Genomic DNA, 21,099 nt, shown 5'->3' on the forward strand with positions numbered 1-21,099 from the left:
TGAGTCTCGGCGTCGGGTTATCGGGCGTTGGCGAGCTCGGCGGCCTTGTCGGCGCCCTCGTCCATCGTCGCGGCCTGGGTCACGAGCGGGTGCGCCGCCTCGTTCAGGATCCGGCGGCCCTCTTCAACGTTGTTGCCGTCGAGGCGCACCACGAGCGGCTTGTTTGCCGCGTCGCCGAGCTTCGCGAGCGCGCCCACGATGCCGTTGGCAACCGCGTCGCAGGCGGTGATTCCGCCGAACACGTTCACGAAGACGGACTTGACCTGCGGATCCCCGAGGATCACGTCGAGGCCGGCGGCCATCACCTCGGCCGATGCACCACCACCGATGTCGAGGAAGTTCGCGGGCTTCACGCCCCCGTGGTTCTCGCCCGCGTAGGCGACGACATCGAGCGTCGACATGACGAGGCCCGCGCCGTTGCCGATCACGCCGACCTCACCGTCAAGCTTCACGTAGTTGAGATCCTGCGCCTTAGCCTTCGCCTCGAGCGGGTCCTCGGCGCCCTTGTCAGCGAGCGCGTCGTGCTTCGGCTGACGGAACTCAGCGTTCTCATCAAGCGATACCTTGCCGTCGAGCGCGATGATGTCGCCCTCACCCGTGAGCACGAGGGGGTTAACCTCAACGAGCGTGGCGTCCTCGCCCACGTACACCTGGTACAGCTTCTCGAAGACCGCTGCGACCTTGGCGACGAGCTCCTCCGGGAACTTCGCTGCACGAGCGATCTCTTCGGCCTTCGCCGCGTCGATGCCGGTCAGCGGGTTCACCTCGATGCGCGCGAGCGCCTCAGGCTTCTCCACCGCCAGCACCTCAATCTCCATGCCGCCCTCAACGGAGCAGAGGGAGAGGTAGGAGCGGTTTGCGCGGTCGAGCAGCACGGAGAAGTAGAACTCCTGCTTGATGTCGGCGCCTGCGGCGACCATCACTCGCTTGACCTCATGGCCCTTAATGTCCAGCCCGAGAATTGCCTCGGCTGCTGCGTATGCCTCATCGGCGTTCTTGGCGACCTTCACGCCGCCGGCCTTACCACGGCCGCCCACCTTCACCTGAGCCTTGACAACGACAACGCCGCCAATCTTCTCAGCTGCGGCGCGCGCCTCGTCCGGGGTATCGGCGACGATGCCGGCAAGCACCGGCACTCCGTATTCTTCGAAGATGTCTCGTGCCTGGTACTCGTACAGATCCACGTACTGTCCTTTGTTTTTTCGTCAGAGGAAGCGAGGCAGAAAATGTCTCGATGTCGAGATAACTCGACCAGGCCCGAGTCTAGCACTGCAGAACGCGCCGACCCTCCGCGCCCACCCAGCTAGCGGCCGCCCTTTGCCCGGTAGAGCTCAGCGTCCGCGCGCTGAATCGCTGCGTCGAGATCCTCCGCTGCACCCACCGCTACGAGACCGAAGGACCAGGCGTGTCCGGCGCGCTTTCGCATCTCACACAGCTGCGTCGCGGCATCGGTGCGGCTCGCGCGCAGCACCACGACGAACTCGTCACCGCCGAGGCGCGCCACGAGGCCCCCCGAACGCCCCGTGATCCCGCGCATGCCGACCGCGCGCATCCAGTGCTCGGCGTTTTCGCGCAGAGCCTCGTCGCCCGCCACGTGGCCGCCCTCCTCATTCAAGAGACGGAAGTCGTCGAAGTCGATGAGCGCGACGGCCACCGGTTCTCCTGCTTGCCGGGCGCGTTGCCGGAACTCGTCGGCCGCCATCAGCAGGCCGCGGCGGTTCAGCGCACCGGTCAGCGAATCAGTGCGCGCTTGCACCTGGCCCTGCCGTCGCACGGCCCGCGCACCCTCAAAGCAGAACAGCGCAATGAAGACGGAGTACGCAATCATGATGGTCGGTGAGCCGAGGCCGTGACCGAGGTCAGGGTTCCAAATCAGTGACAAACCGACTCGCAGGATACTCAGCCCCATGAACATCCTGGCGACGACACCCGAGTAGAACCACCCGACATAGAGTGCGATCACGGGCAGCTCGAGCAGCGCATTGATCTCGGCGTGCGGGTGCTGCACGAACACGAGGAAAAACGACGACCACACCTCGATCAGCGCAACCATGAGAATGCCTGCCCAGCGCGGGTAGCGGTGCCCAAACACGAGGGGAATGACTCCCGCAACGAGGTAGACGAGCAACCACAAAGTTACGGCGGATGCGTCGATCCGAGGGTGCGGGAACAGCAGGTCCGAGAGGAAGACGAGCGCAAGCAAGAGCGGGATCAGCGCGCTCACGATTGAGAACGGCGTCTGCCACCGAGCAAAGCGTTCCCACTGCGCCTGCGCGAGGAGTCGCGCACGTTCGAGCGCGGAGACGTCTCCGCCAATCGGGAGCGTGATCCGGCCTGACTCGCTCATCGGGGTCCGCCGATCTCACGCTGTCGGTCCTCGCGAGCACGACGCACACGCTTCCAAGCAAACAGCTTCGCGTCCGCGCGGGCGAGGAGTTCGTCGGCAGTCTCGCCGGGCAGCGCCTGCGCGATGCCCCAGGACCACGGGTGCTCGGACACCTCCCGGAGGCGGTCGACGATGGTCTGCGCCTCACGCTCAGTCGCGCGGGGCAAGATCAACGCGAATTCGTCGCCGCCGAGCCGCGTCACCGAGTCGCCCGAGCGAATCGCGTCTTTCCAGGCGGTCACCGTTCGACTCAGCACCAGATCCCCCGCGGCGTGGCCCCGAGTGTCGTTCAATTCCTTGAACCGGTCGAAGTCCACCGCGACCACGCTGAGCGGTGCGCGGGAGAACGCGCGGCGGCGCAACTGGTAATCCAAGCGATCGCTCAGGCCGGTGCGGTTTCTCGCGCCGGTGAGCGGATCGGTCGACGCGATGCGCACCTGTCGCCGCCAGAGGTAGGTTCCGGACGCGTAGCAAAACAGCATCACGAGGAGCGCGTGCACGGCGACGGGAACGCCGATGGCACCGTCTTGCGCGAAGAGGGGGTTGCGGGACATCACGACCCCGAACACGACGAGACTCACCGCGATGAGCAGCATCGCAAACCGCGGCCGCACAAACCAGCCGAGGTAGAACGCCACCACGGGAAGCTGCTGCACGGAAGCGATCACCGAGGCCGAATCGTCCGCAAGCCCAAGAAAGTATGTCTGCGCCACGAGGAAGAGCAGCACCGCGGCCGTACCCACCCAGCGCGGCACGCGGCGACCGAGTACCAACGTGACGAGCGAGCCGCTCCCGCACAGGAGCAGCAGCAGCCAGACGAACCAGCGATTGTCCATCGTTCGATGAAAGGCGAGGTCGGCAACGAGCGTCAGGCTCAGGAGCAGCGCTGCGAACATCAGGTAGGCCGAGTGAGCGTCTTGCCGACGTAGAAATGGACGTATCCCGGCCACTCCTTACCCCCTCGCGCACGCCAAATTGCGCCCCACGCGCAATTGCCCACAGGTAGCGTACACACTTTGCCTTGCTTTCCACAGGGTTTTCCCTGTGTTCGCTGTTCCTGAGTTTCCCAGTCCTCGTCGCTAGACTCGAAGGCAGCCGAACCCGCCCGCTCAGGGATGAGCGCTCCGCAACCCCGGGCTCGGCCGGAGATGAAGCCGAGTTGATGAGTTCCGCAGCACCTAAGCCCGAAGGCCTCCGCGCACGGAAGCGGCGAGCCACGGAGAACGCGATCGAGACGTCCGCGGTGATGCTCGCCCTCGAACTCGGGGTCGAGAATGTCACGGTCGAGGCAATCTGCGAGCGGGCCGACATCTCCCGCAGCACGTTCTTCAACTACTTCCCGTCACGCGACTACGCGATCGTCGGCCGCGCGGTGAGCCTCCCGGAAGGGACCGAGGCGTTCAGCATTCTGGACAGCTGCCCAGAGGACCTTACCCTTGGGGTATTCCGTCTGCTGTTCGCCGCGATCGGCCACAACTATGTGAACTCCGATGTGGCGCGGCTGCGCACGCAGCTCATCATGGAGCAGCCACTCGCCGGTCGTATGACGGCGTCATCGCTCCTTGAATCTGCCTACTCGCTCACGGTCACCGCGGCAGCCTGGCTCGAGGCGAATCCCAAGTACGCGAAGCTCGATTCCCCCACCCGGGAGGCGTCGCTCGCGGTCACGCTCATGCACGGAGTCATCACCACACAAATGACCGAGTGGATGCTGTCCTCCGGCGACACCACCGCAGAAGAAGGCGACTTCGATCGAGTGATGGCGGAGTATCGCAAGCTCCTCGGCACCGACTAGCCCGGGCGGGGCGCAGCTGCACCTGGGCGCTGCGCCCCTCCGCACCTCAGCGCTGCGCCTCTCCGCGCCCGGGCGCTGGGCGCTACTCCACCTTCGAGATGGGCGCGAGCTTCACGAGCAGCTTCCGCTCCCCGACCGAATCGAACACCACGTGCGCGATTCGTTTCGTGCCCGACCCAGTGACCCCGGTAACCCGACCCTCGCCATAGTCGTCGTGCCGAATCCGGTCGCCGGTCGCGAGTTCAAGATCGCCGTTGTCTCGCGCGCCAGCGCCGATTGTGTTCGGGAACCCGCCGCCGGCCGCCTGGGCCGCCTTTGCTGCGCGCTTCCGCTCACGCCACTGGTCTAGAGCTGATTGCATATTTCCGCTCGCGGGCTCCGAGACCGCTGCCGCGCCGGATCCGCCGCGCGAACCACTCCCCGCCCCGAACGACACCGCGGAATCTGCATTGCGGCTCGACCACGAGCGTGAGCCGCTCGCGCCCGGCCGCGACGGCGCGTTGAGCGCACGCGACGCCGTGCCACCGCGGCTCGTCACTTCGCCGGGCGACTGCCGCCAGTCGATAAGCCCCTCGGGAATCTCCTGCAGGAAGCGCGAGGGCATTGCCACTGACACGTCTCCGAAGGTCGCGCGCGTGGACGCGAGCGTGAGGTAGAGCCGCTCCCGGGCGCGCGTGATCCCCACGTACATGAGACGACGCTCCTCGTTCACGCCGCCCACCTCGTCCACCGACATCTGATGTGGGATCAGCCCCTCCTCGACGCCGGTGAGGAAGACCGCGCGGTACTCAAGCCCCTTCGCTGTGTGCATCGTCATGAGTGACACGGTGCCGCTCGTATCGTCGAGGTCGTCTGCCGCGGCGACGAGGCTCACCTCCGTGAGGAAAGCGAGCAGGCCGGCCCCCGGCTGCTTCGCGTCGAACTCGCGCGCCACCGCAACGAGTTCCTCAAGGTTTTCCGCGCGCGCATCGTCCTGCGGGTCCCTGCGAGCCCGGAGTTTCTCGACCATCTCGGTCTCGTCAAGGATCAGCTTCATCAGGTCGCCGACGGGCGCCGGCTGCTTCTCCTCGGCCTCCTCGCCGGGTGCCGCGGTGACGTCTGTTGCGCCGCCGCCCACCGCCATCCGCGATGCGCGGGTGAGGAGCTCAGCCAGCTGCCGCACGGTGCCACGCAGCTTCGGGCCGATCTGCGGCACCTCGTCGACTCGCAGCATGGCCTCGTGGAGCGAGATACCCTGGGCTTCCTGGAAGTTCGCGAGGTGGGCCTCCGCCATCGGACCAATGCCGCGCTTGGGCGCACCCAACAGGCGCGACCATGCGATCGGATCGTACGGGTTCGCAATGCTGGTGAGGTACGCCATCGCGTCCTTCACCTCGGCGCGCTCGTAGAACTTCGTTCCGCCGAGCACCCGGTACGGGATCGCCGAGCGAATGAGCAGCTCTTCCAGCGCTCGCGTCTGCGAGTTGGTGCGGTAGAACACCGCCATGTCGTTGTAGTCGAAGCCCTCGCGGTGCAGGTCTTCAATCTCCTCAGCGACGAAGCGCGCCTCGTCGTGCTGCGAATAGCCGGTGAAGCCGACGATCTTCGCACCATCGCCCTCCGAGGTCCAGAGGTTCTTCTCTTGACGGTCGAAGTTGTTGCCGATCACGGCATTCGCGGCCGACAGAATGTTCTGCGTCGAGCGGTAGTTCTGCTCGAGCTTCACGACCTCTGCGCCGGCGAAGTCGCGCTCAAACTCCACGATGTTGCGGATGTCTGCGCCACGGAAGGCGTAGATCGACTGATCCGAGTCACCGACCACCGTGAGGCTCGCCCCGGGAATGCGCCCGTTCGCGTCGAGTTCGCGCGCACGCACGGGTGGCACGAGCCGATCCACCTGCTCCGTGGGGATCGGTCGTGTGAGCTCGCGAATCAGCGAGTACTGCGCGTGGTTGGTGTCCTGGTACTCGTCGACCAGAATGTGACGGAAGCGGCGCTGATACACGGCAGCCACGTCGGGATGCGCGCGGAACAGGTGCACGGTCTGACCGATGAGATCGTCGAAGTCGAACGCGTTCGCGCGACGCAGCTCCTGCTCGTACATCCGGAAGATCTCGACAAAGAGTCGATCCCGCGGATCGCTCTCGTTCATCGTCGCCGCATAGCCGCTCGCGTCGGTGAGCTCGTTCTTCAGCCGCGAAATCTTCGAACCCGAGTTCGCGGGAGTGAAGCCGTAGCTATCCGCGTCGAGTTCCTTGATGATGCGTTTCAGCAGCGCACGCGAGTCCGCCGAATCGTAGATTGTAAAGCCGGAAACGTAGCCGAAGCGCTCCGCCTCGCGCCGCAGAATGCGCACGCACGCCGAGTGGAAGGTGGAGATCCACATGCCCTCGGCCGCATCCCCGAGGAGGCCACCGATCCGCTCGCGCATCTCGGCCGCCGCCTTGTTCGTGAACGTAATGGCGAGGATCTGGCTGGGCCAGGCCTCCTTCTCGCGGATCAGGTGCGCGATGCGGTGCGTCAGCACACGGGTCTTCCCCGAACCTGCACCAGCGACGATGAGCAGCGCCGGGCCGCGCGCGATCACCGCGCGCTCCTGTGCAGGGTTCAAGCCGTCGAGCAGCGGGTCGACGCCGCCCGCTTCAGCGGTGAACGGGCCGCCTGCGGGGGCGCCGGGATCCAGAAGTTCGAAGTCGCTCATTGTGAGGTCCAGTCTAGGCTGCACCACCGACACCCGCGCCCCCGCGTCCCGCTTTCCCGGTCGCCATCAGGATCGGCCACAATGGAGGGATGTCAGCTCTCCCCTCCGGCACCCCTTCCGTGCTCGTCTTCGCGACGGGCGGCACGATTGGCATGCGCGAGACCGACCACGGCCTCGCCCCCGATCCCGATTTCCCGGAGGTCCTCGAGCGACTCGTCGCGAGCATCTGCGGCCCGCTCGGGATCAGCGCGCGGATCAACCACTTGTTGCCGCCCATCGACAGCGCGAACGCCGACGCGGAGACGGCGCCAAAGATCGCCCGCGCCATTCGCGCCCGCGTGCGCACGCACCGCCCGCGCGGCGTCGTCATCACGCACGGCACCGACACGCTCGCCTACACCGCAGCGCGCCTCGCCTTCGAACTTGGCGATCTGGGCGTGCCCGTGGTCGTGACCGGGAGTCAGCTCGCCCACGGCGCCCCAGACACCGACGCTCGCGCGAACCTCTCACTCGCGATCCGCGCATCAGTCAAGGCGGCCCCGGGCTCGCCCGTGACGGTCGCGTTCGGCGGCGCGCTCCTCCCCGCCGTGCGCACCACGAAGCACGACAGCCGCGCGCTCACAGCGTTCCGCGCGGAGTCGAAACTCGCCCCGCGCCCGCTCGGGCTCCCGCGCCTCTCCGCGCAGGAGCACGCCGGCCTCGCGCGGGTGCTCACACTTCGTTTCGTGCCCGGCATGACGGTCGCGGATGTGCGCGCGGCAGTGGGCGGCCGCCCCGACGCGCTCGTGCTCGAGTGCTACGGCAGCGGCAACGGCCCCATGGCGCGACCCGGAATGACGGCCGTGCTCCGGGAAATCAGCGCGGAGATCCCAGTCGTGGCGATTTCGCAGTGCGCCATGGGTGGCGTGGACTTCTCTCGCTACGCCGTCGGCCAGGAGCTCGCGGGGTCCGGCGTCATCGACGGCACTGATCTCACGCTCGAGGCCGCCATCGCAAAGCTCGGGTACCTGCTCGACTGCGGTGTGCAGGGTTCGGATCTGCGCGCGCTCATGGAGCGCAACCTCGTTGGCGAGTGCGCGGGAGTCGCGCACTAGTCTCGATCGGGATCGGGGCTCGGCCTACTCCCACGCTTCGCGGAGCGCGACCGCGAGGTCGGGGTGGTCGAGGAACACGCCGTCCACTCCGGAGGCGATGATGAGTTCGAACTCGCTCTGCCAGTCGCCCCACTCCGCGCCACGCAGAGATGACTGGTGCTTGACGTTGAGGAAACGGTTCTCGGGGCGGAGCGTCCAGGTGAACACGAGCAGGCCGCGCGCGTGCGCGCGGTGCACGAGGTCGGTGGGTCCGGTGGCCCGACCGAGCGCGTTCACTCGGATGAGGTTGCCTTTCGCGACGCTGATCCCGTCCACGCGTTGCGCGAGGAAATCGAGCCCGGCGTCGCTCCGGTACCAGCCGTAGCTCCGCGCGGCGCGGCCGGGTCGGGGCTCGTCTGGCGGCGTGCCAAATCGTTCGGTCAGGAACACGAGCGTGCCGCGGACCCGGGCCCGGCTCAGCTGCTCGAGGACCCCCAGCTCGAACGACTCGATGACGAGCTGCTCGGGCTTCGCGTCCCAGCCGGTGTCCGCGAGCTCCTGGAGCAGCAATGCCCCGATGTCGTGGCCCTGCTCGGCGAGGAAGTGCGCGTGCTTGACCTCCACCACCGTGCCAAGCTTTCGGCCGCGGGCAGCGCTCTCCTCGTCGACGATGGCGAGTACGTCGCGGAGGCGCAGAATCGGCTCGGTGCCGTCGTAGTCACGGTTGTCTGGCCGCACCTTCGCGAGCCGTTCGCGGCAGCGCAACGTTGAGAGTTCCGCCCAGGTGAAGTCTTCTGCGAACCACCCCGTGTGCTTCTTGCCGTCGACGATTTTCGTGGTGCGGCGGGAGGCGAACTCGGGGTGACGTGCGACATCCGTGGTGCCCGAGATTTCGTTCTCGTGCCGCACCACGAGCACACCATCGCGAGACACCACGATGTCGGGCTCAACCGCGTCAGCGCCGAGTTCAAACGCGAGGCGGTACGCCGAGGCGCTGTGCTCCGGGCGGTAGCCAGGAGCCCCCCGGTGGCCGATGATGAGCGGCCCGCCGGCCGCACGTGATGACATGCCTTAAGCGTAGGGCACGCGCCGCGCGCAATCACTCGCGTACGCCGTGCACGAACAGCGAAAAAATCCCAGCGGTTCCAAAGCCGCCCTCACTAGGCTAGAACCACTCGCATACGCCTGGAAAGGAATCCCGACGCATGAGCAACCCGGCTCTCAGCAACAACCCGGCTCTGAATGGCAAGACCCTCAGCGCTGATGAGCTGCGCCGTATCTACGATCAGCCCGCTGCACAGACGCAGCGCCCCGGCATCGACACTCCGACGGAAGCTGGTTTCGGCGGCGAGCAGCCGCCCGTCATCGCCCCGTCCGACAAGCCGATGACCTACGAGAACACCATCTCGAAGACGGTGCTTCTCTTCCTTACCGTGCTCGCCTTCGGCGCCGTGGGCTGGTTCATGCCCGTCCTCGCGATCCCCGGCGCAATCGCCGGCCTCGTGCTGGGCCTCGTGAACTCCTTCAAGAAGGAGCCGAGCGTTCCGCTCATCGTGCTGTACGCGGTGGCGCAGGGACTCTTCCTCGGCGGTATTTCTGGCTTCTACGAGGCGCAGTGGCCGGGCATCGTCTCGCAGGCCGTGATCGGCACGCTGTCGGTCTTCGGTGTCACGCTGCTCCTCTTCCGCAGCGGAAAGGTCCGCACGAGCCCGCGCATGACCAAGATCGTGCTCATCGCGATGGTCGGCTACCTGGTCTTCTCGCTCGTCAACTTCGTGCTGATGCTCACTGGCGTCACCCCCGGCATGTTCGGCGCGCGCAGCATCGAGATCTTCGGTATGCCGCTCGGTGTCGTCATCGGTCTCCTCGCGGTGTTCCTCGCGGCGTACTCCCTCGTGATGGACTTTGAGCTCATTCAGAACGGCGTGCGCAACCGCGTCCCCGAGAAGTGGGCGTGGTCGGCGGCCTTCGGCCTCATGGTCACGCTGATCTGGCTCTACGTCGAGATCCTGCGTCTGCTCGCGATCTTCCGCGGCAACGACTAGTCGCCCGACGCGCTGCGGCAGCGGGGGTTCGGCTTTGGCCGGACCCCCGCTGCCGTTTGTATGTGCGCCATCTCTTCGCGCATGAGAACTCCCGCGGCGGGGAACATTCAGCGCACCCAGCCCCCCGCGTCCCACACTTCTCCAAGGACTCGGGGGCGAAGTTTTGGCGACTCAGTGGCAGACTGCATGCATGAGCACCGAGGTCACCGACTACATTGCCGAGCTCCCCGAGACCGAGCGCGCCCGGATCGCCGGGCTCTACGCACGCGTGCGCGAGCTCGTTCCTGACGCCGACGAGGGCCGCTCCTACAACATGCCAGCGCTCCTGTACCGGGGAAAAGGTCTCTTCTCCGCGATACTCACCAAGCACCACATTGGCGTGTACCCGTACGGCAACCTCGGGGAACTCGCCGAGGAGGTGACCGCCGCGGGCCTCGGCAGTACCAAGGGTTCGATCCACCTCCGCGCGGGCGAGACGCTTCCGGACGAGCTCCTCGCCCGCTTCGTTGCGCGCCGGGTGGCGCAGATCGAAGCGGCCGCCGCGCGCTAACAGGCACCATCGCGATCGCCGCCCCTGCAGACACGTCAACGCCGGGGCAGGAACGCAGCATTGCCCGCGCAGAAACTCAGAAACGCCGGGGCGCACCCGCATGGTGCACCCCGGCGTTTCCGGTTTAGCCGAGCGACGCGAACGCCGGAAGGCTTACTCCCACTCGATGGTCCCCGGCGGCTTCGACGTCACGTCGAGCACCACACGGTTGACCTCGGGCACCTGGTTGGTGATCTTGTTCGAGATGCGGGCGAGCACGTCGTACGGCACGCGCGTCCAGTCAGCCGTCATCGCGTCCTCGGAGGACACGGGGCGCAGCACGATGGGGTGGCCATAGGTACGGCCATCTCCCTGCACGCCCACAGAGCGCACATCGGCGAGCAGCACGACGGGGCACTGCCAGATCTCCTGGTCCAGACCTGCCGCGGTCAGCTCGGCGCGAGCGATCGCGTCGGCCTCGCGCAGCGTCTCCAGACGATCACGGGTGACCTCGCCCACGATGCGGATCCCCAGGCCGGGGCCGGGGAACGGCTGACGCCCAACGATCTCTTCGGGAATGCCGAGCTCGCGGCCGATGGCGCGCACCTCATCCTTGAAGAGGGCACGCAGCGGCTCGATGAGCTCGAAGTCGAGATCTTCGGGGAGCCCACCGACGTTGTGGTGGCTCTTGATGTTCGCGGTGCCGGCGCCCCCGCCCGACTCAACAACGTCGGGGTAGAGCGTGCCCTGCACGAGGAACTTGATCGGCTCACCCTCAGCCTTGGCCTCGGCGACCAGGTCGAGCTGCACCTTCTCAAACGCGCGAATGAACTCGCGCCCAATGATCTTGCGCTTCTCTTCGGGGTCGGTGACTCCGGCGAGGTGGCCCAGGAAGATGTCCTCGGCCTCAACCGTGATGAGACGCACACCGGTCGATGCGACGTAGTCGCGCTCCACCTGCTCGCGCTCCCCCTTGCGGAGCAGCCCGTGGTCCACGAACACTGCGGTCAGCTGATCGCCGATCGCCTTGTGCACGAGGGCGGTCGAGACAGCCGAGTCCACGCCGCCCGAGAGTGCGGAGATGACGCGGGCGTTGCCCACCTGCTCGCGGATGCGCGCCACCTGCTCGGCGATCACGTTGCCCGCGTTCCAGTCGGCCGGGATCCCCGCGACGTGGTGGAGGAAGTTCTCGAGGATGCGCTGCCCGTGGTCCGAGTGCTTCACCTCGGGGTGCCACTGCACGCCGTACATCTTGCGCTCGGCGGAGCCGAAGGCTGCGACGGGCGTCACCGCGGTCTTTGCGAGCACGTCGAAGCCCGCGGGTGCGGCCTGCACGGCGTCGCCGTGGCTCATCCATACGTTCTGCGTGTCGGGCTGGCCGCCCAGGATCGCGCCGCCATCGCCGACCACGGTCGCCTCGGTGGCGCCGTACTCGCGGTCACCGGTGTTGCCGACCTCGCCGCCGAGCGCGCGAGCCATCACCTGGAAGCCGTAGCAGATCCCCAGCACGGGGATCCCCAGATCGAAGATCGCGTCGTCAAACGAGGGCGCGCCCTCTTCGTAGACGGACGAGGGGCCGCCGGACAGCACGATGCCGAGGGGCTGCTTGGCCGCGACCTCAGCCGCGGTCACGGTGTGCGGAACGAGCTCGGAGTACACCCCGGCCTCGCGCACGCGGCGGGCGATCAGCTGCGCGTACTGCGCGCCAAAATCGACCACGAGGACGGGGCGGTGCCCGGTGTCCGTCTGTTGTTCCTGATTCGCCATGTTCGAGTGCTTCGGCCTTTCAGCTGTGGGGAGGGAGATAAGGGAAGATTCTACCGCCTGAGCGGGGGCTGCGCGGCCAGCTTGGGATCGAGGCTCGGCGCACTCCGCTGCGGACGGTGAGCGCGGCTAGGCCGAGGCCGATCCCGCGCTGCTGTCGACTGCGGCGCTCGCCGGCGCGGAGCCGCCGTCGACGCTCGCGAGGAAGCCGTTGACCTGGCGCACAATACGGGCCTCCAGGAAGAACGACATGAACGGAATGACGCCGCCGAGCGCGATGAGCAGGAACTTTCCGAAGTGCCAGCGCATGGGGCTCCACAGCATGAAGTCGGAGATCAGGTAGATCACGTAGAACCAGCCGTGGGCGATGAGGATCGCCTTGAACAGATCGAAGCCCTGCGGCACGAAGTCGCTGTCAACGCCCTCGGGGGCGAGCGGCACGAACTCGGCGAACGCGTCGGGAGTGAACAGGAACAGCTGCACCTGGAACGCGTACTTCATGACCATGACGGCGACGAGCAGCAGCAGCATCACGCCCGTGATCACCGAGGTGACCTTGTAGAAGCTCAGCGCCTTCCGAATCCGCGGGTAGTCGGAGGGCTTCGGCTGGAGTTTCATGGTGTCCATTCTATTCGGGGCGGGAATCTGCGAGGTCTCGCTCGGGATCGGGGCCGGCCGCGGCCTCCTGCTCGGCGGCCTCCCGGAGGGCCTTCAGCTCGTGCTCCTTCTCCCAGGCGTCGCGGGTGAGGCGGAACCAGAAGAAGACGGCAAAGCCAGCGAACACGACCCACTCGATCGCGTAGAAGACGTTGAGCCAGTTCACCTTCTCGGCGGGGAGCGGCGGCACGGAGTCGACCACATCGAGGTCTGCTGCGGCGAGGAGCTCGGGGACGTCTGCCGTTTCGTGCAGCACGAGGTAGCCCGAGTAGACCGGGGCGTCGACGTCGGCCCACACGTTTGCGAAGTGCGCGGGGATCATCGTCGGCATCGCCTGCGGGTCATCGCTAGGCTTCGGCACCTGCGGCCCCTCGGGCGGCATGTAGCGGCCCTCCAGCTCGCGCGGCGCGGCGAAGCCCGCGGCAGCTTCGAGCTGCGGGATGGCGGCCTCGGCGGCCTCCGGGCTGGGCGCCCAGCCGATCGCGACGGCGAGGTGCGCGCGCTCCGGATCCTCGGTGACGAGGTGCCCCACGACCCACGCGCCGTTGGTGCCGTCGTTCTGACGTGGCGCCACCACGCGCGAGTCGCCCGGCACGAACTCTCCGCTCAGGTCAACGACCACGCCGGCGGCGTCCTCCGTCACTCCCTTCGCGAGATCGCTCACCTCGGAGAGGGTGCGGGGCGTCTCCGTGTCGACGAGCTCGGGGTCGTCGCTGCGCACCGCGATGCTCATCTGCCACTGGCCGAGCCACGCGAATCCGCCAGCGACCGCGAGCGCGAGCAGCAGTGCAAGGATCCACAACGGCCGGCGCATCACCTGCCCGAGGGTGGGCTCCCCCAGGTACTCGGGCTTCGACGGTGTCGACACGGGAGGTCTTCTCGTTTCTCGGTTCGTGGTGGCAGGGTGCGCGCCGGGGTGCCGGCGCGCACTCGGGTTTAGCGCTCGGCGTAGACGAGCCCAACCCGCTGGAACTCCTTGAGCTCCGAGTAGCCGGTCGTGGCCATCGCGCGGCGAAGCGCGCCGACGAGGTTCGAGCTGCCATCTGCGACGTTTGCGGGGCCGTTCAGGATCTCCGTGAGCGGAGCGACCTGCTCCACTGCCACGCGGCGACCGCGGGGCAGATCCTCGTGGTGGGCCTCCTGTCCCCAGTGCCAGCCGCGACCGGGGGCGTCGGTCGCCTTCGCGAGCGCACCGCCGAGCATCACAGCATCGGCACCGCAGGCGACGGCCTTGATCATGTCGCCCGAGCTGCCGAGGCCGCCGTCGGCGATGACGTGCACGTAGCGGCCACCCGACTCGTCGAGGTAGTCCATGCGCGCGCCAGCAACGTCAGCGATTGCCGAGGCCATGGGCGCGCGAATGCCGAGCGTTACGCGCGTCGTCGAGGAGGCGCCCCCGCCGAAGCCGACGAGCACGCCCGCCGCGCCTGTGCGCATGAGGTGCAGGGCAGTCTGGTATGTCGCAGCGCCGCCCACGATCACGGGGACGTCGAGCTCGTAGATGAACTGCTTGAGGTTCAGGGGCTCGCGGCCCTCGCGCGCAACGTGCTCTGCCGAGACCGTGTTGCCGCGAATAACGAAGAGGTCGACGCCGGCCTTCACGACCGTATCGGTGAACTCAGCAGTGTGGTGCGGAGAGAGGGCGCCCGCCACCGTCACACCGGCCTCGCGGATCTGTCCGAGGCGATCGCGGATCAGCTCGGGCAGGATCGGCGCTGCGTAGAGCTCGCGCATGCGGTGCACCGCCTCGACACCGTCGGTGATCTGCGCCAGCTCTGCGAGCAGCGGCTCGGGGTTTTCGTGCCGGGTCCAGAGACCTTCGAGGTTCAGCACGCCGAGGCCGCCGAGCTTGCCGAGTGCGATCGCGGACTCTGGCGACATCACCGAGTCCATCGGCGCACCGAGCACCGGAATTTCGAACTGGAAGGCGTCGATCGACCAGGCGGTCGAGACGAGCTCGGGGTCGCGGGTGCGTCGCGTCGGCACCACCCCAATCTCATCGAAGGTGTACACGCGACGTGCGCGCTTGCCGCGGCCGATCTCGATCTCGTTGCTCACCCGCCCAGTCTATCGAACCCTGCCTGGGGGTGTCCCCGCCGCGGAAACGCCGCGGGGCGCCGCCGACCGAAGTCAGCGGCGCCCCGGGGACCCAGTGCGGCGGGCTTAGCGCTTGTAGTTCGGCGCTTCAACAACCATCTGCACGTCGTGCGGGTGCGATTCCTTGAGCCCAGCCGAGGTGATGCGGACGAAGTTGCCGCGCTCCTTCAGCTCGGGCACCGAGCGTGCGCCCACGTAGAACATCGACTGGCGCAGGCCGCCGATCATCTGGTGCGCGACCGCGCCGACCGGGCCACGGTAGGGCACCTGGCCCTCGATGCCCTCGGGGATCAGCTTCTCGTCGCTCGGCACGTCCGCCTGGAAGTAGCGGTCCTTCGAGTACGAGGTGCGCTCACCGCGAGTCTGGAGCGCGCCGAGCGAGCCCATGCCGCGGTAGTTCTTGAACTGCTTGCCGCCCACGAACACGAGGTCGCCGGGGCTCTCGTCGGTACCGGCGAGGAGCGAGCCCATCATCACGGACGACGCTCCGGCGACGAGCGCCTTCGCGATGTCGCCCGAGTACTGCAGCCCACCATCAGCGATCACCGGCACGCCGGCGGGCGTGGCCGCCTTTGCTGCCTCGTAGACCGCGGTGACCTGGGGCACGCCCACACCGGCGATGACGCGCGTGGTGCAGATCGAGCCGGGGCCAACGCCCACCTTCACGGCGTCTGCGCCGGCGTCGACGATCGCCTTCGCGCCGGCGTACGTCGCGACGTTGCCGCCGATCACGTCGACACCGGCGAACGCCGGGTCGCTCTTGATCTTCGCGATGATGTCGAGCACGCCGCGGCTGTCGCCGTTCGCGGTGTCGACCACGAGCACGTCCACGCCCGCATCAACGAGCTGGCCGGCACGCTTCCAGGCGTCGCCGAAGAAGCCGACCGCAGCGCCGACGCGGAGACGACCCGCGTCGTCCTTCGTGGCGAAGGGGTACTGCTCTTCCTTGTCGAAGTCCTTGACGGTGATGAGGCCCGTGAGGCGCCCCTCACCATCAACGAGGGGAAGCTTCTCGATCTTGTGCTTGCGGAAGATGTCGGCGGCGTCCTCGCGGGAGATGCCGACGGGGCCCGTGATGAGCGGCATCTTCGTCATCGCGTCGGCGACGCGCACGTTGGCACGGTCCTTCGGATCGATGAAGCGCATATCGCGGTTTGTGATGATACCGAGCAGCACACCGCTCGAGTCCACGACGGGCAGGCCCGACACGCGGTACTCGCCGCACAGCGCGTCTACCTCGGCCACGGTCGCCTCGACCGTGGTGGTGACGGGGTTGGTGATCATGCCGGCTTCGCTCCGCTTGACGCGGTCGACCATCTCGGCCTGATCCTGAATCGACAGGTTGCGGTGGAGGATCCCGAGCCCGCCGTTGCGCGCCATCGCGACCGCCATGCGGGTCTCGGTGACGGTGTCCATTGCAGCAGAGATCAGCGGGATCTGCAGCTTGATACGGCGCGTGAGCTGGGTCGAGGTGTCCGCCTCGCTGGGGATGACATCGGTGTGCGCAGGCAGCAGCAGCACGTCATCGTAGGTCAGGCCGGTGAAAGCGAAGGGATCGCGCTGTTCCATGGAACCTCTTTACTGGTATTGATGCGGACGTCCTCAGCAGGCCCGTGGGTGGTGGGTCGCTTGTTCCATCGTAAACGACCGAAGCCCGGGTGATATTCCCGGGCCTCGGTGCGTGCGGCGCCTCGGCGCCCCACGCGGGGTGGTGCGGCGTGCGAAGCAGGCGGTTACACGTCCGCCGGATCGAGCACGAAGGAGTCGGCGACGCGCCAGCTGAGGCGTGCCGGCCCGGCGGGCATCACCGCGCCGCGCTTGTCCGCGATCAGACGCAGTCGCTGCTCACCGTAGTCCACGACGTACTGCACCTCCGAGCCGCGGAACACCGGAGCGACGACCTCGACGGGCAGTACCGCATCATCATCGGCGCCAGCCTCGAGGCGGAGGTCTTCCTGGCGGAGACCCACCACAGCGTCTGCGCCGATCGCCAGCGTGTGCGGCGGGACCGGTACCTCGTGGCCGCCCGCGAGCTGCACGGTGCCCTGCGCGGTCACGGTGCCGGGCAGCAGGTTCGCGGCTCCCAGGAAGTCCGCGGCGAACACCGTGCTCGGCGCGCCGTAGATCTCTTCGGGGCGACCCTGCTGCTGCACGCGACCGACGTTCATCAGCACGACGAGGTCGGAGAGGCTCATCGCCTCATCCTGGTCGTGCGTCACGAAGACCGTGGTAAGCCCGAGCTCGCGGTGCAGCTCGAGCAGCTCGATCTGCATGTCTTCGCGCAGCCGCGCGTCGAGGTTGGAGAGCGGCTCGTCGAGCAGCAGCACGCGCGGCTGCGACACGATCGCACGCGCCAGGGCAACTCGCTGCTGCTGACCGCCGGAGAGCTGACGCGGCTTCCGCCCGGCAAGGTGCCCCATCTGCACGCGCTCGAGCGCATGGGCCGCACGCTCCAGCTGCTCTGCCTTCGATCCCTCCCCCGCCATGCGGAGCGGGAAGCGTACGTTCTCGAGTACCGACATGTGCGGGAAGAGCGCGTACGACTGGAACATCATGCCGAGGCGTCGCTTCTCGGGCGGCAGCGCGGTGACGTTCTCGGCGCCAATGTGGATCGAGCCGCGCGTCACAGTCTCGAGCCCCGCGATGCAGCGCAGCAGTGTGGACTTGCCGCAGCCCGACGGGCCGAGCAGCGACATGAACGTGCCGGAGGCGACGTCCAGTGAGATTTCTGACAGGGCAACGGAGGAGCCGAACTCTTTCCGCAGCCCGGAGATGACGAGATCAGCCATTAGGCCATTACCTTTCCAAGTCCGAGGGTGCGCTCGAAACCGATGAGCACGAGAACGGTGACGAGCACCATCAGGGTGGAGACCGCGGCGACCGACGGGTCCGGGCTGAACTCCAGTCGGCCATAGATCGCGAGCGGGAGGGTTTCAACGGAGGGGCTGCGCAGGAAGAGTGCGACCACCGCGTCGTCGAAGGAGATGTTGAATGCGAAGAACGCGCCGGCGAAAATGCCGGACTTGCACATCGGAAGGAGCACCAGCAGGTAGCGCTGCCACCAGTTCGCACCCATGGTGCGCGCGGCTTCCTCGGTGAAGCGATCCTGCTGGAGCAGCACACCGGATACGGTGCGCACGACGTACGGGATCGCCAGCACGATGTGGCCGATGATGATGCCCCCGAGCGAGGCGCCTCCCGCGTAGACGGAGAGGAACGCAAGCAGCGCGATGCCGAGAATGATGCTCGGCACGATGATGGGCGCCATGAGGAAGCTCAGGATCGCTTGCGAGCCAGGAATCTGGAAGCGTGTCAGCGCGATCGACGCGGCCGTGCCCACAACCACAGCAACCGCGGTAACGAGGAGGCCGATCCACAGGCTCGTCAGGAAGGGCTGCAGGTAGGTGTCCGTCGTGAGCACCATCTCGTACCACTGCAGGCTGAAGCCCTTGGGTGGGAAGCTCAGGAAGCGCTCCGAGTTCACGGAGGAGATGGCCACCACGATGATGGGCAGCAGCATGTACGCGCCGATCGCGATGGCGAGCAGGACCGCGACCGCGCGGATCCAGCCGGGTACGGCTTTGACCATGATTATTTCCTCGATCCGATGCGGGAGGTCGCGAAGATCAGCATCACGACCGCAAGGAAGAGCAGGGTCGACTGCGCCGCAGCAAAGGGCCAGTCGAGGTTCACCGTCGCGTCGTTGTAGATCGTGCCGGCAAGTACCGGGAGGCGCGAGCCGCCCACGAGGCGCGGGGTGATGAATGAGCTGACCGAAAGCGCGAACACCAGGGTGGCGCCCGCAACCAGGCCGGGAAGCGACAGGGGGAAGACGACCGTGCGGAGGGTGCGGAGGAATCCAGCTCCCATCGTGCGCGCGGCTTCTTCGAGCTTGGGATCAATCGACTGCATCACGCCGTACAGCGTGAGCACGGCGAACGGCAGCAGCACCTGCACCATCGAGATGACGATGCCGGCCTCGGTTCCGAGCAGCCCCTGCCCGTACGCAACAGGATCAAGGCTCTTTGCGAACTGGCCGAGCCAGCTGTTGGGCGCGAGCAGCACGACCCAGCCGAAGGTGCGCACCACGACGCTCGTCATGAGCGGGAGGATGATCACGGCCATCAGGATGCTCGAGACGCGGCCGGAGACGCGCGTCATGAGGTAGGACAGCGGCAGCGCGAGCACCAGGGTGATCGCGGTCTGGATGAGCGACAGGCGAAGAGAGCGTCCCATCGCCGACAGGTAGTAGTCGCTCTGGAAGACCTCGGCGTAGTTGCCGAGGGAGAATCCCGCCACGCCCTGCACGCTCGTCACGGAGGAGAGCAGCATTTGCAGCACCGGCAAGAAGAAGCCGATGAGCATGAGCACGATCGCGGGAGCGAGCAGGAGCAGCGGCTCCAGCCACGGACGCTGACGTCCGCGGCTGGAGCGCGATGCGAGATGAAGCGGCTGGGTCATGAGGCGACGAGTGCGTTCCAGGCCTTGACCCACTCGGCGCGCTTCGCGTCGATCTCGGTCGGGTCGAAGCGGACGAGCCCGGTGAGGCCCTCACCCGCGATGACCTCTTCCGCGAACTCGGCGGGGATCTCCACCGTCATGTTCGTGGGCGAGTAGCGGAGCGCGTCTGCCCAGGCGAGCTGCACCTCGGGGCGCAGCTGGTAGTTCACGAACGCGGTCGCGAGGTCTTCCTTGCCGGTTCCTGCAACGACGTTCGCCGTGATGTACGAGGCGGGGCTGTTCTCGGGCACCGTGAAGCCGACGTTCAGGCCGGCCTTCGTGAGCGTGTAGGCGTAGTCCTGCGCGTAGGGCGCCAGCCAGATGTCGCGCTGGGTGAACGCTTGCTGGATCTCGGGGCTCGTTGCGGTCACGACGGCGTCGTTCTTCGCGAGGAGGCCGCCGACTGCGTCGAGGCCGGGCTGCACGTCATCCGTGCTGCCGCCAAGCTTCGCGTTCATCGCGAGGAAGGTGAGCAGGCCGTAGGAGTTTGAGAAGTCGGTGAGGGCAACGTGGCCCGCAAACTTCGGGTCAAGCACCGCGTCCCACGAGGTGGGAGCGTCCTTCACCTGATCCTTCAGGTAGATGAGCCCCATCGGAGCAATCTGGATCACGGGGCCCTCGCCCTCACCGCGCTTCACGCCGTCAAGCGCGGTGGGAACGAGGTCCGCGGCACCCTCAATGTCCGTCTCCGCAATGGGAGCGAGCAGTCCATCGGCCGCCGCAACGACCTCCTGGCCACCCGAGAACGTCACGACGTCCAGCTGCGGCTTGCCCTTCTGCGCCGTGAGCTGCGCGAGCGCGTCAGCGCTGTACGCAGTCACCACCTCGACCTTGGCTCCGGTCTCTGCCTCGAACGGCTCGATTACCGCTTCCTGAAGCGTGGCCTCGTAGTCGCCCCCGAAGGAGTTGACGACGATGGTCTGGCCAGCGAAGGGCTGGTCCTTCGAACCGCTCTCCGGGGCGGACCCTGAGGAGCAACCCGTGAGGGCCAGAGCGACGGCACCGGCCATCGCGATAAGCGACACTGCTTTTTTCATGACTGACTTCTTTCGAACTGAGGGTGGGGTGGTGCGTGGTTAGTTCACGCGGGCAATGGTGATGGTCTTGGCGCCGTCGATGCGGGTGTTCGCGCACGCGGCTGCGAACTCATCGAGGCCCTCGGTGATCGAGGCGAAGATGTTGCAGGGCGTCCAGCCGAGCGGGCCGAAGATGCGGCCGCCGTCGCCGTAGAACACGCCGATCTCCCAGAGATCCTCGGACATGTTCTTCATCTGGTTGGGAGCCTGATAGTACCAGAGCAGGTCACCCGCGGCGGGGAAACAGGTCTGGTTCTCGACCGGGATCGACTCGGGGTCGAAGTTCTGTGCCGACTCAGGCAGACCGGTCATGATCTCGGGGCCCGCGAAGGCGGCGTGCACCGCGAGCACCTCGACGGGCTGCTCGAGCGCGTCCCAGATCGTCTGCGCAGTGACGGGCGCGTTGTCCAGGTTGAGCTCTGCGATGGCCTTCGCGCCGTTGGGGAAGGTGAGGGAGATCTGCTTCGTCATTCTGTTCTTTCTCGTGTTGTGGGAGG

The 21,099-nt window shown here is 67.0% G+C and carries 19 protein-coding genes; 4 read left to right on the plus strand and 15 right to left on the minus strand.

All coding sequences use genetic code 11. The features are described from left to right. Window positions 1-17 precede the first annotated feature (17 nt). The 3 genes from sucC to ACR81A_RS11110 form a co-directional block, all read right to left on the minus strand. Window positions 18-1,184 (minus strand): ADP-forming succinate--CoA ligase subunit beta, encoded by a 1,167-nt coding sequence (gene sucC / locus ACR81A_RS11100; RefSeq protein ID WP_202381052.1) that lies wholly within the window; start codon window positions 1,182-1,184, stop codon window positions 18-20. A gap of 119 nt (window positions 1,185-1,303) precedes the next feature. Then, window positions 1,304-2,347: a diguanylate cyclase gene (locus tag ACR81A_RS11105; protein WP_440311847.1), complete on the minus strand. Its 1,044-nt coding sequence runs from the start codon at window positions 2,345-2,347 to the stop codon at window positions 1,304-1,306. After that, window positions 2,344-3,282: a diguanylate cyclase domain-containing protein gene (locus ACR81A_RS11110; protein ID WP_440311848.1), complete on the minus strand. Its 939-nt coding sequence runs from the start codon at window positions 3,280-3,282 to the stop codon at window positions 2,344-2,346. The genes ACR81A_RS11105 and ACR81A_RS11110 overlap by 4 nt, the downstream gene beginning before the upstream one ends. Before the next feature lie 266 nt (window positions 3,283-3,548). Between ACR81A_RS11110 and ACR81A_RS11115 the strand changes: the two genes are divergently transcribed. Next, a complete protein-coding gene (locus ACR81A_RS11115; RefSeq protein ID WP_202381049.1) occupies window positions 3,549-4,181 on the plus strand; it encodes a TetR/AcrR family transcriptional regulator in 633 nt (210 codons plus the stop codon). 82 nt (window positions 4,182-4,263) lie between these two features. On the opposite strand, the gene ACR81A_RS11120 is transcribed toward ACR81A_RS11115, so the two are convergent. Then, window positions 4,264-6,861, minus strand: a complete 2,598-nt coding sequence (locus ACR81A_RS11120; RefSeq protein WP_440311849.1) for an ATP-dependent helicase — start codon at window positions 6,859-6,861, stop codon at window positions 4,264-4,266. An 89-nt stretch (window positions 6,862-6,950) separates the two neighbouring features. Between ACR81A_RS11120 and ACR81A_RS11125 the strand changes: the two genes are divergently transcribed. Then, on the plus strand, window positions 6,951-7,955 hold the full coding sequence (locus ACR81A_RS11125) for an asparaginase (RefSeq protein ID WP_237462217.1): 1,005 nt from the start codon (window positions 6,951-6,953) through the stop codon (window positions 7,953-7,955). A 24-nt stretch (window positions 7,956-7,979) separates the two neighbouring features. Here ACR81A_RS11125 and ACR81A_RS11130 read toward each other — a convergent pair whose 3' ends face one another. Further along, window positions 7,980-9,002: a glycerophosphodiester phosphodiesterase family protein gene (locus tag ACR81A_RS11130; protein ID WP_440311850.1), complete on the minus strand. Its 1,023-nt coding sequence runs from the start codon at window positions 9,000-9,002 to the stop codon at window positions 7,980-7,982. 137 nt (window positions 9,003-9,139) lie between these two features. Between ACR81A_RS11130 and ACR81A_RS11135 the strand changes: the two genes are divergently transcribed. Both ACR81A_RS11135 and ACR81A_RS11140 read left to right on the plus strand, forming a co-directional pair. Then, window positions 9,140-9,979 (plus strand): Bax inhibitor-1/YccA family protein, encoded by an 840-nt coding sequence (locus tag ACR81A_RS11135; RefSeq protein ID WP_202381046.1) that lies wholly within the window; start codon window positions 9,140-9,142, stop codon window positions 9,977-9,979. Window positions 9,980-10,169: 190 nt separating this feature from the next. Beyond that, complete coding sequence (locus tag ACR81A_RS11140; protein ID WP_440311851.1) at window positions 10,170-10,529, plus strand: iron chaperone; 360 nt, start codon at window positions 10,170-10,172, stop codon at window positions 10,527-10,529. 153 nt (window positions 10,530-10,682) lie between these two features. On the opposite strand, the gene guaA is transcribed toward ACR81A_RS11140, so the two are convergent. The 10 genes from guaA to ACR81A_RS11190 form a co-directional block, all read right to left on the minus strand. Next, window positions 10,683-12,275 (minus strand): glutamine-hydrolyzing GMP synthase, encoded by a 1,593-nt coding sequence (guaA, locus tag ACR81A_RS11145; protein ID WP_202381041.1) that lies wholly within the window; start codon window positions 12,273-12,275, stop codon window positions 10,683-10,685. A gap of 126 nt (window positions 12,276-12,401) precedes the next feature. Beyond that, the gene (locus tag ACR81A_RS11150) at window positions 12,402-12,890 is read right to left on the minus strand and encodes a DUF3817 domain-containing protein (RefSeq protein ID WP_440311852.1); all 489 of its coding nucleotides are present in this window, start codon (window positions 12,888-12,890) and stop codon (window positions 12,402-12,404) included. A gap of 10 nt (window positions 12,891-12,900) precedes the next feature. After that, window positions 12,901-13,797 carry an SURF1 family cytochrome oxidase biogenesis protein gene (locus ACR81A_RS11155; protein WP_337248887.1) on the minus strand — a complete coding sequence of 299 codons (897 nt, stop codon included), beginning with the start codon at window positions 13,795-13,797 and terminating at the stop codon, window positions 12,901-12,903. Between the two features lie 68 nt (window positions 13,798-13,865). Beyond that, window positions 13,866-14,987, minus strand: a complete 1,122-nt coding sequence (locus tag ACR81A_RS11160) for a GuaB3 family IMP dehydrogenase-related protein (protein ID WP_202381039.1) — start codon at window positions 14,985-14,987, stop codon at window positions 13,866-13,868. A 105-nt stretch (window positions 14,988-15,092) separates the two neighbouring features. Then, on the minus strand, window positions 15,093-16,595 hold the full coding sequence (guaB, locus tag ACR81A_RS11165) for an IMP dehydrogenase (RefSeq protein WP_440311853.1): 1,503 nt from the start codon (window positions 16,593-16,595) through the stop codon (window positions 15,093-15,095). Window positions 16,596-16,759: 164 nt separating this feature from the next. Then, the gene (locus tag ACR81A_RS11170) at window positions 16,760-17,815 is read right to left on the minus strand and encodes an ABC transporter ATP-binding protein (protein ID WP_202381037.1); all 1,056 of its coding nucleotides are present in this window, start codon (window positions 17,813-17,815) and stop codon (window positions 16,760-16,762) included. Continuing rightward, window positions 17,815-18,615 (minus strand): ABC transporter permease, encoded by an 801-nt coding sequence (locus tag ACR81A_RS11175; RefSeq protein WP_025133752.1) that lies wholly within the window; start codon window positions 18,613-18,615, stop codon window positions 17,815-17,817. The genes ACR81A_RS11170 and ACR81A_RS11175 overlap by 1 nt, the downstream gene beginning before the upstream one ends. A 2-nt stretch (window positions 18,616-18,617) precedes the next feature. Further along, complete coding sequence (locus tag ACR81A_RS11180) at window positions 18,618-19,487, minus strand: ABC transporter permease (RefSeq protein WP_202381036.1); 870 nt, start codon at window positions 19,485-19,487, stop codon at window positions 18,618-18,620. Further along, window positions 19,484-20,563, minus strand: coding sequence for an extracellular solute-binding protein (locus ACR81A_RS11185; RefSeq protein ID WP_440311854.1), 1,080 nt, complete (start codon window positions 20,561-20,563; stop codon window positions 19,484-19,486). Before ACR81A_RS11185 ends, ACR81A_RS11180 begins: the two co-directional genes overlap by 4 nt. 39 nt (window positions 20,564-20,602) lie before the next feature. Beyond that, window positions 20,603-21,073 carry a DUF3830 family protein gene (locus ACR81A_RS11190; RefSeq protein ID WP_202381034.1) on the minus strand — a complete coding sequence of 157 codons (471 nt, stop codon included), beginning with the start codon at window positions 21,071-21,073 and terminating at the stop codon, window positions 20,603-20,605. Window positions 21,074-21,099: the final 26 nt, after the last annotated feature.

The organism is Leucobacter chromiireducens, assembly GCF_051993095.1.
In the GTDB taxonomy this organism is placed as follows: Bacteria; Actinomycetota; Actinomycetes; order Actinomycetales; family Microbacteriaceae; genus Leucobacter; species Leucobacter chromiireducens.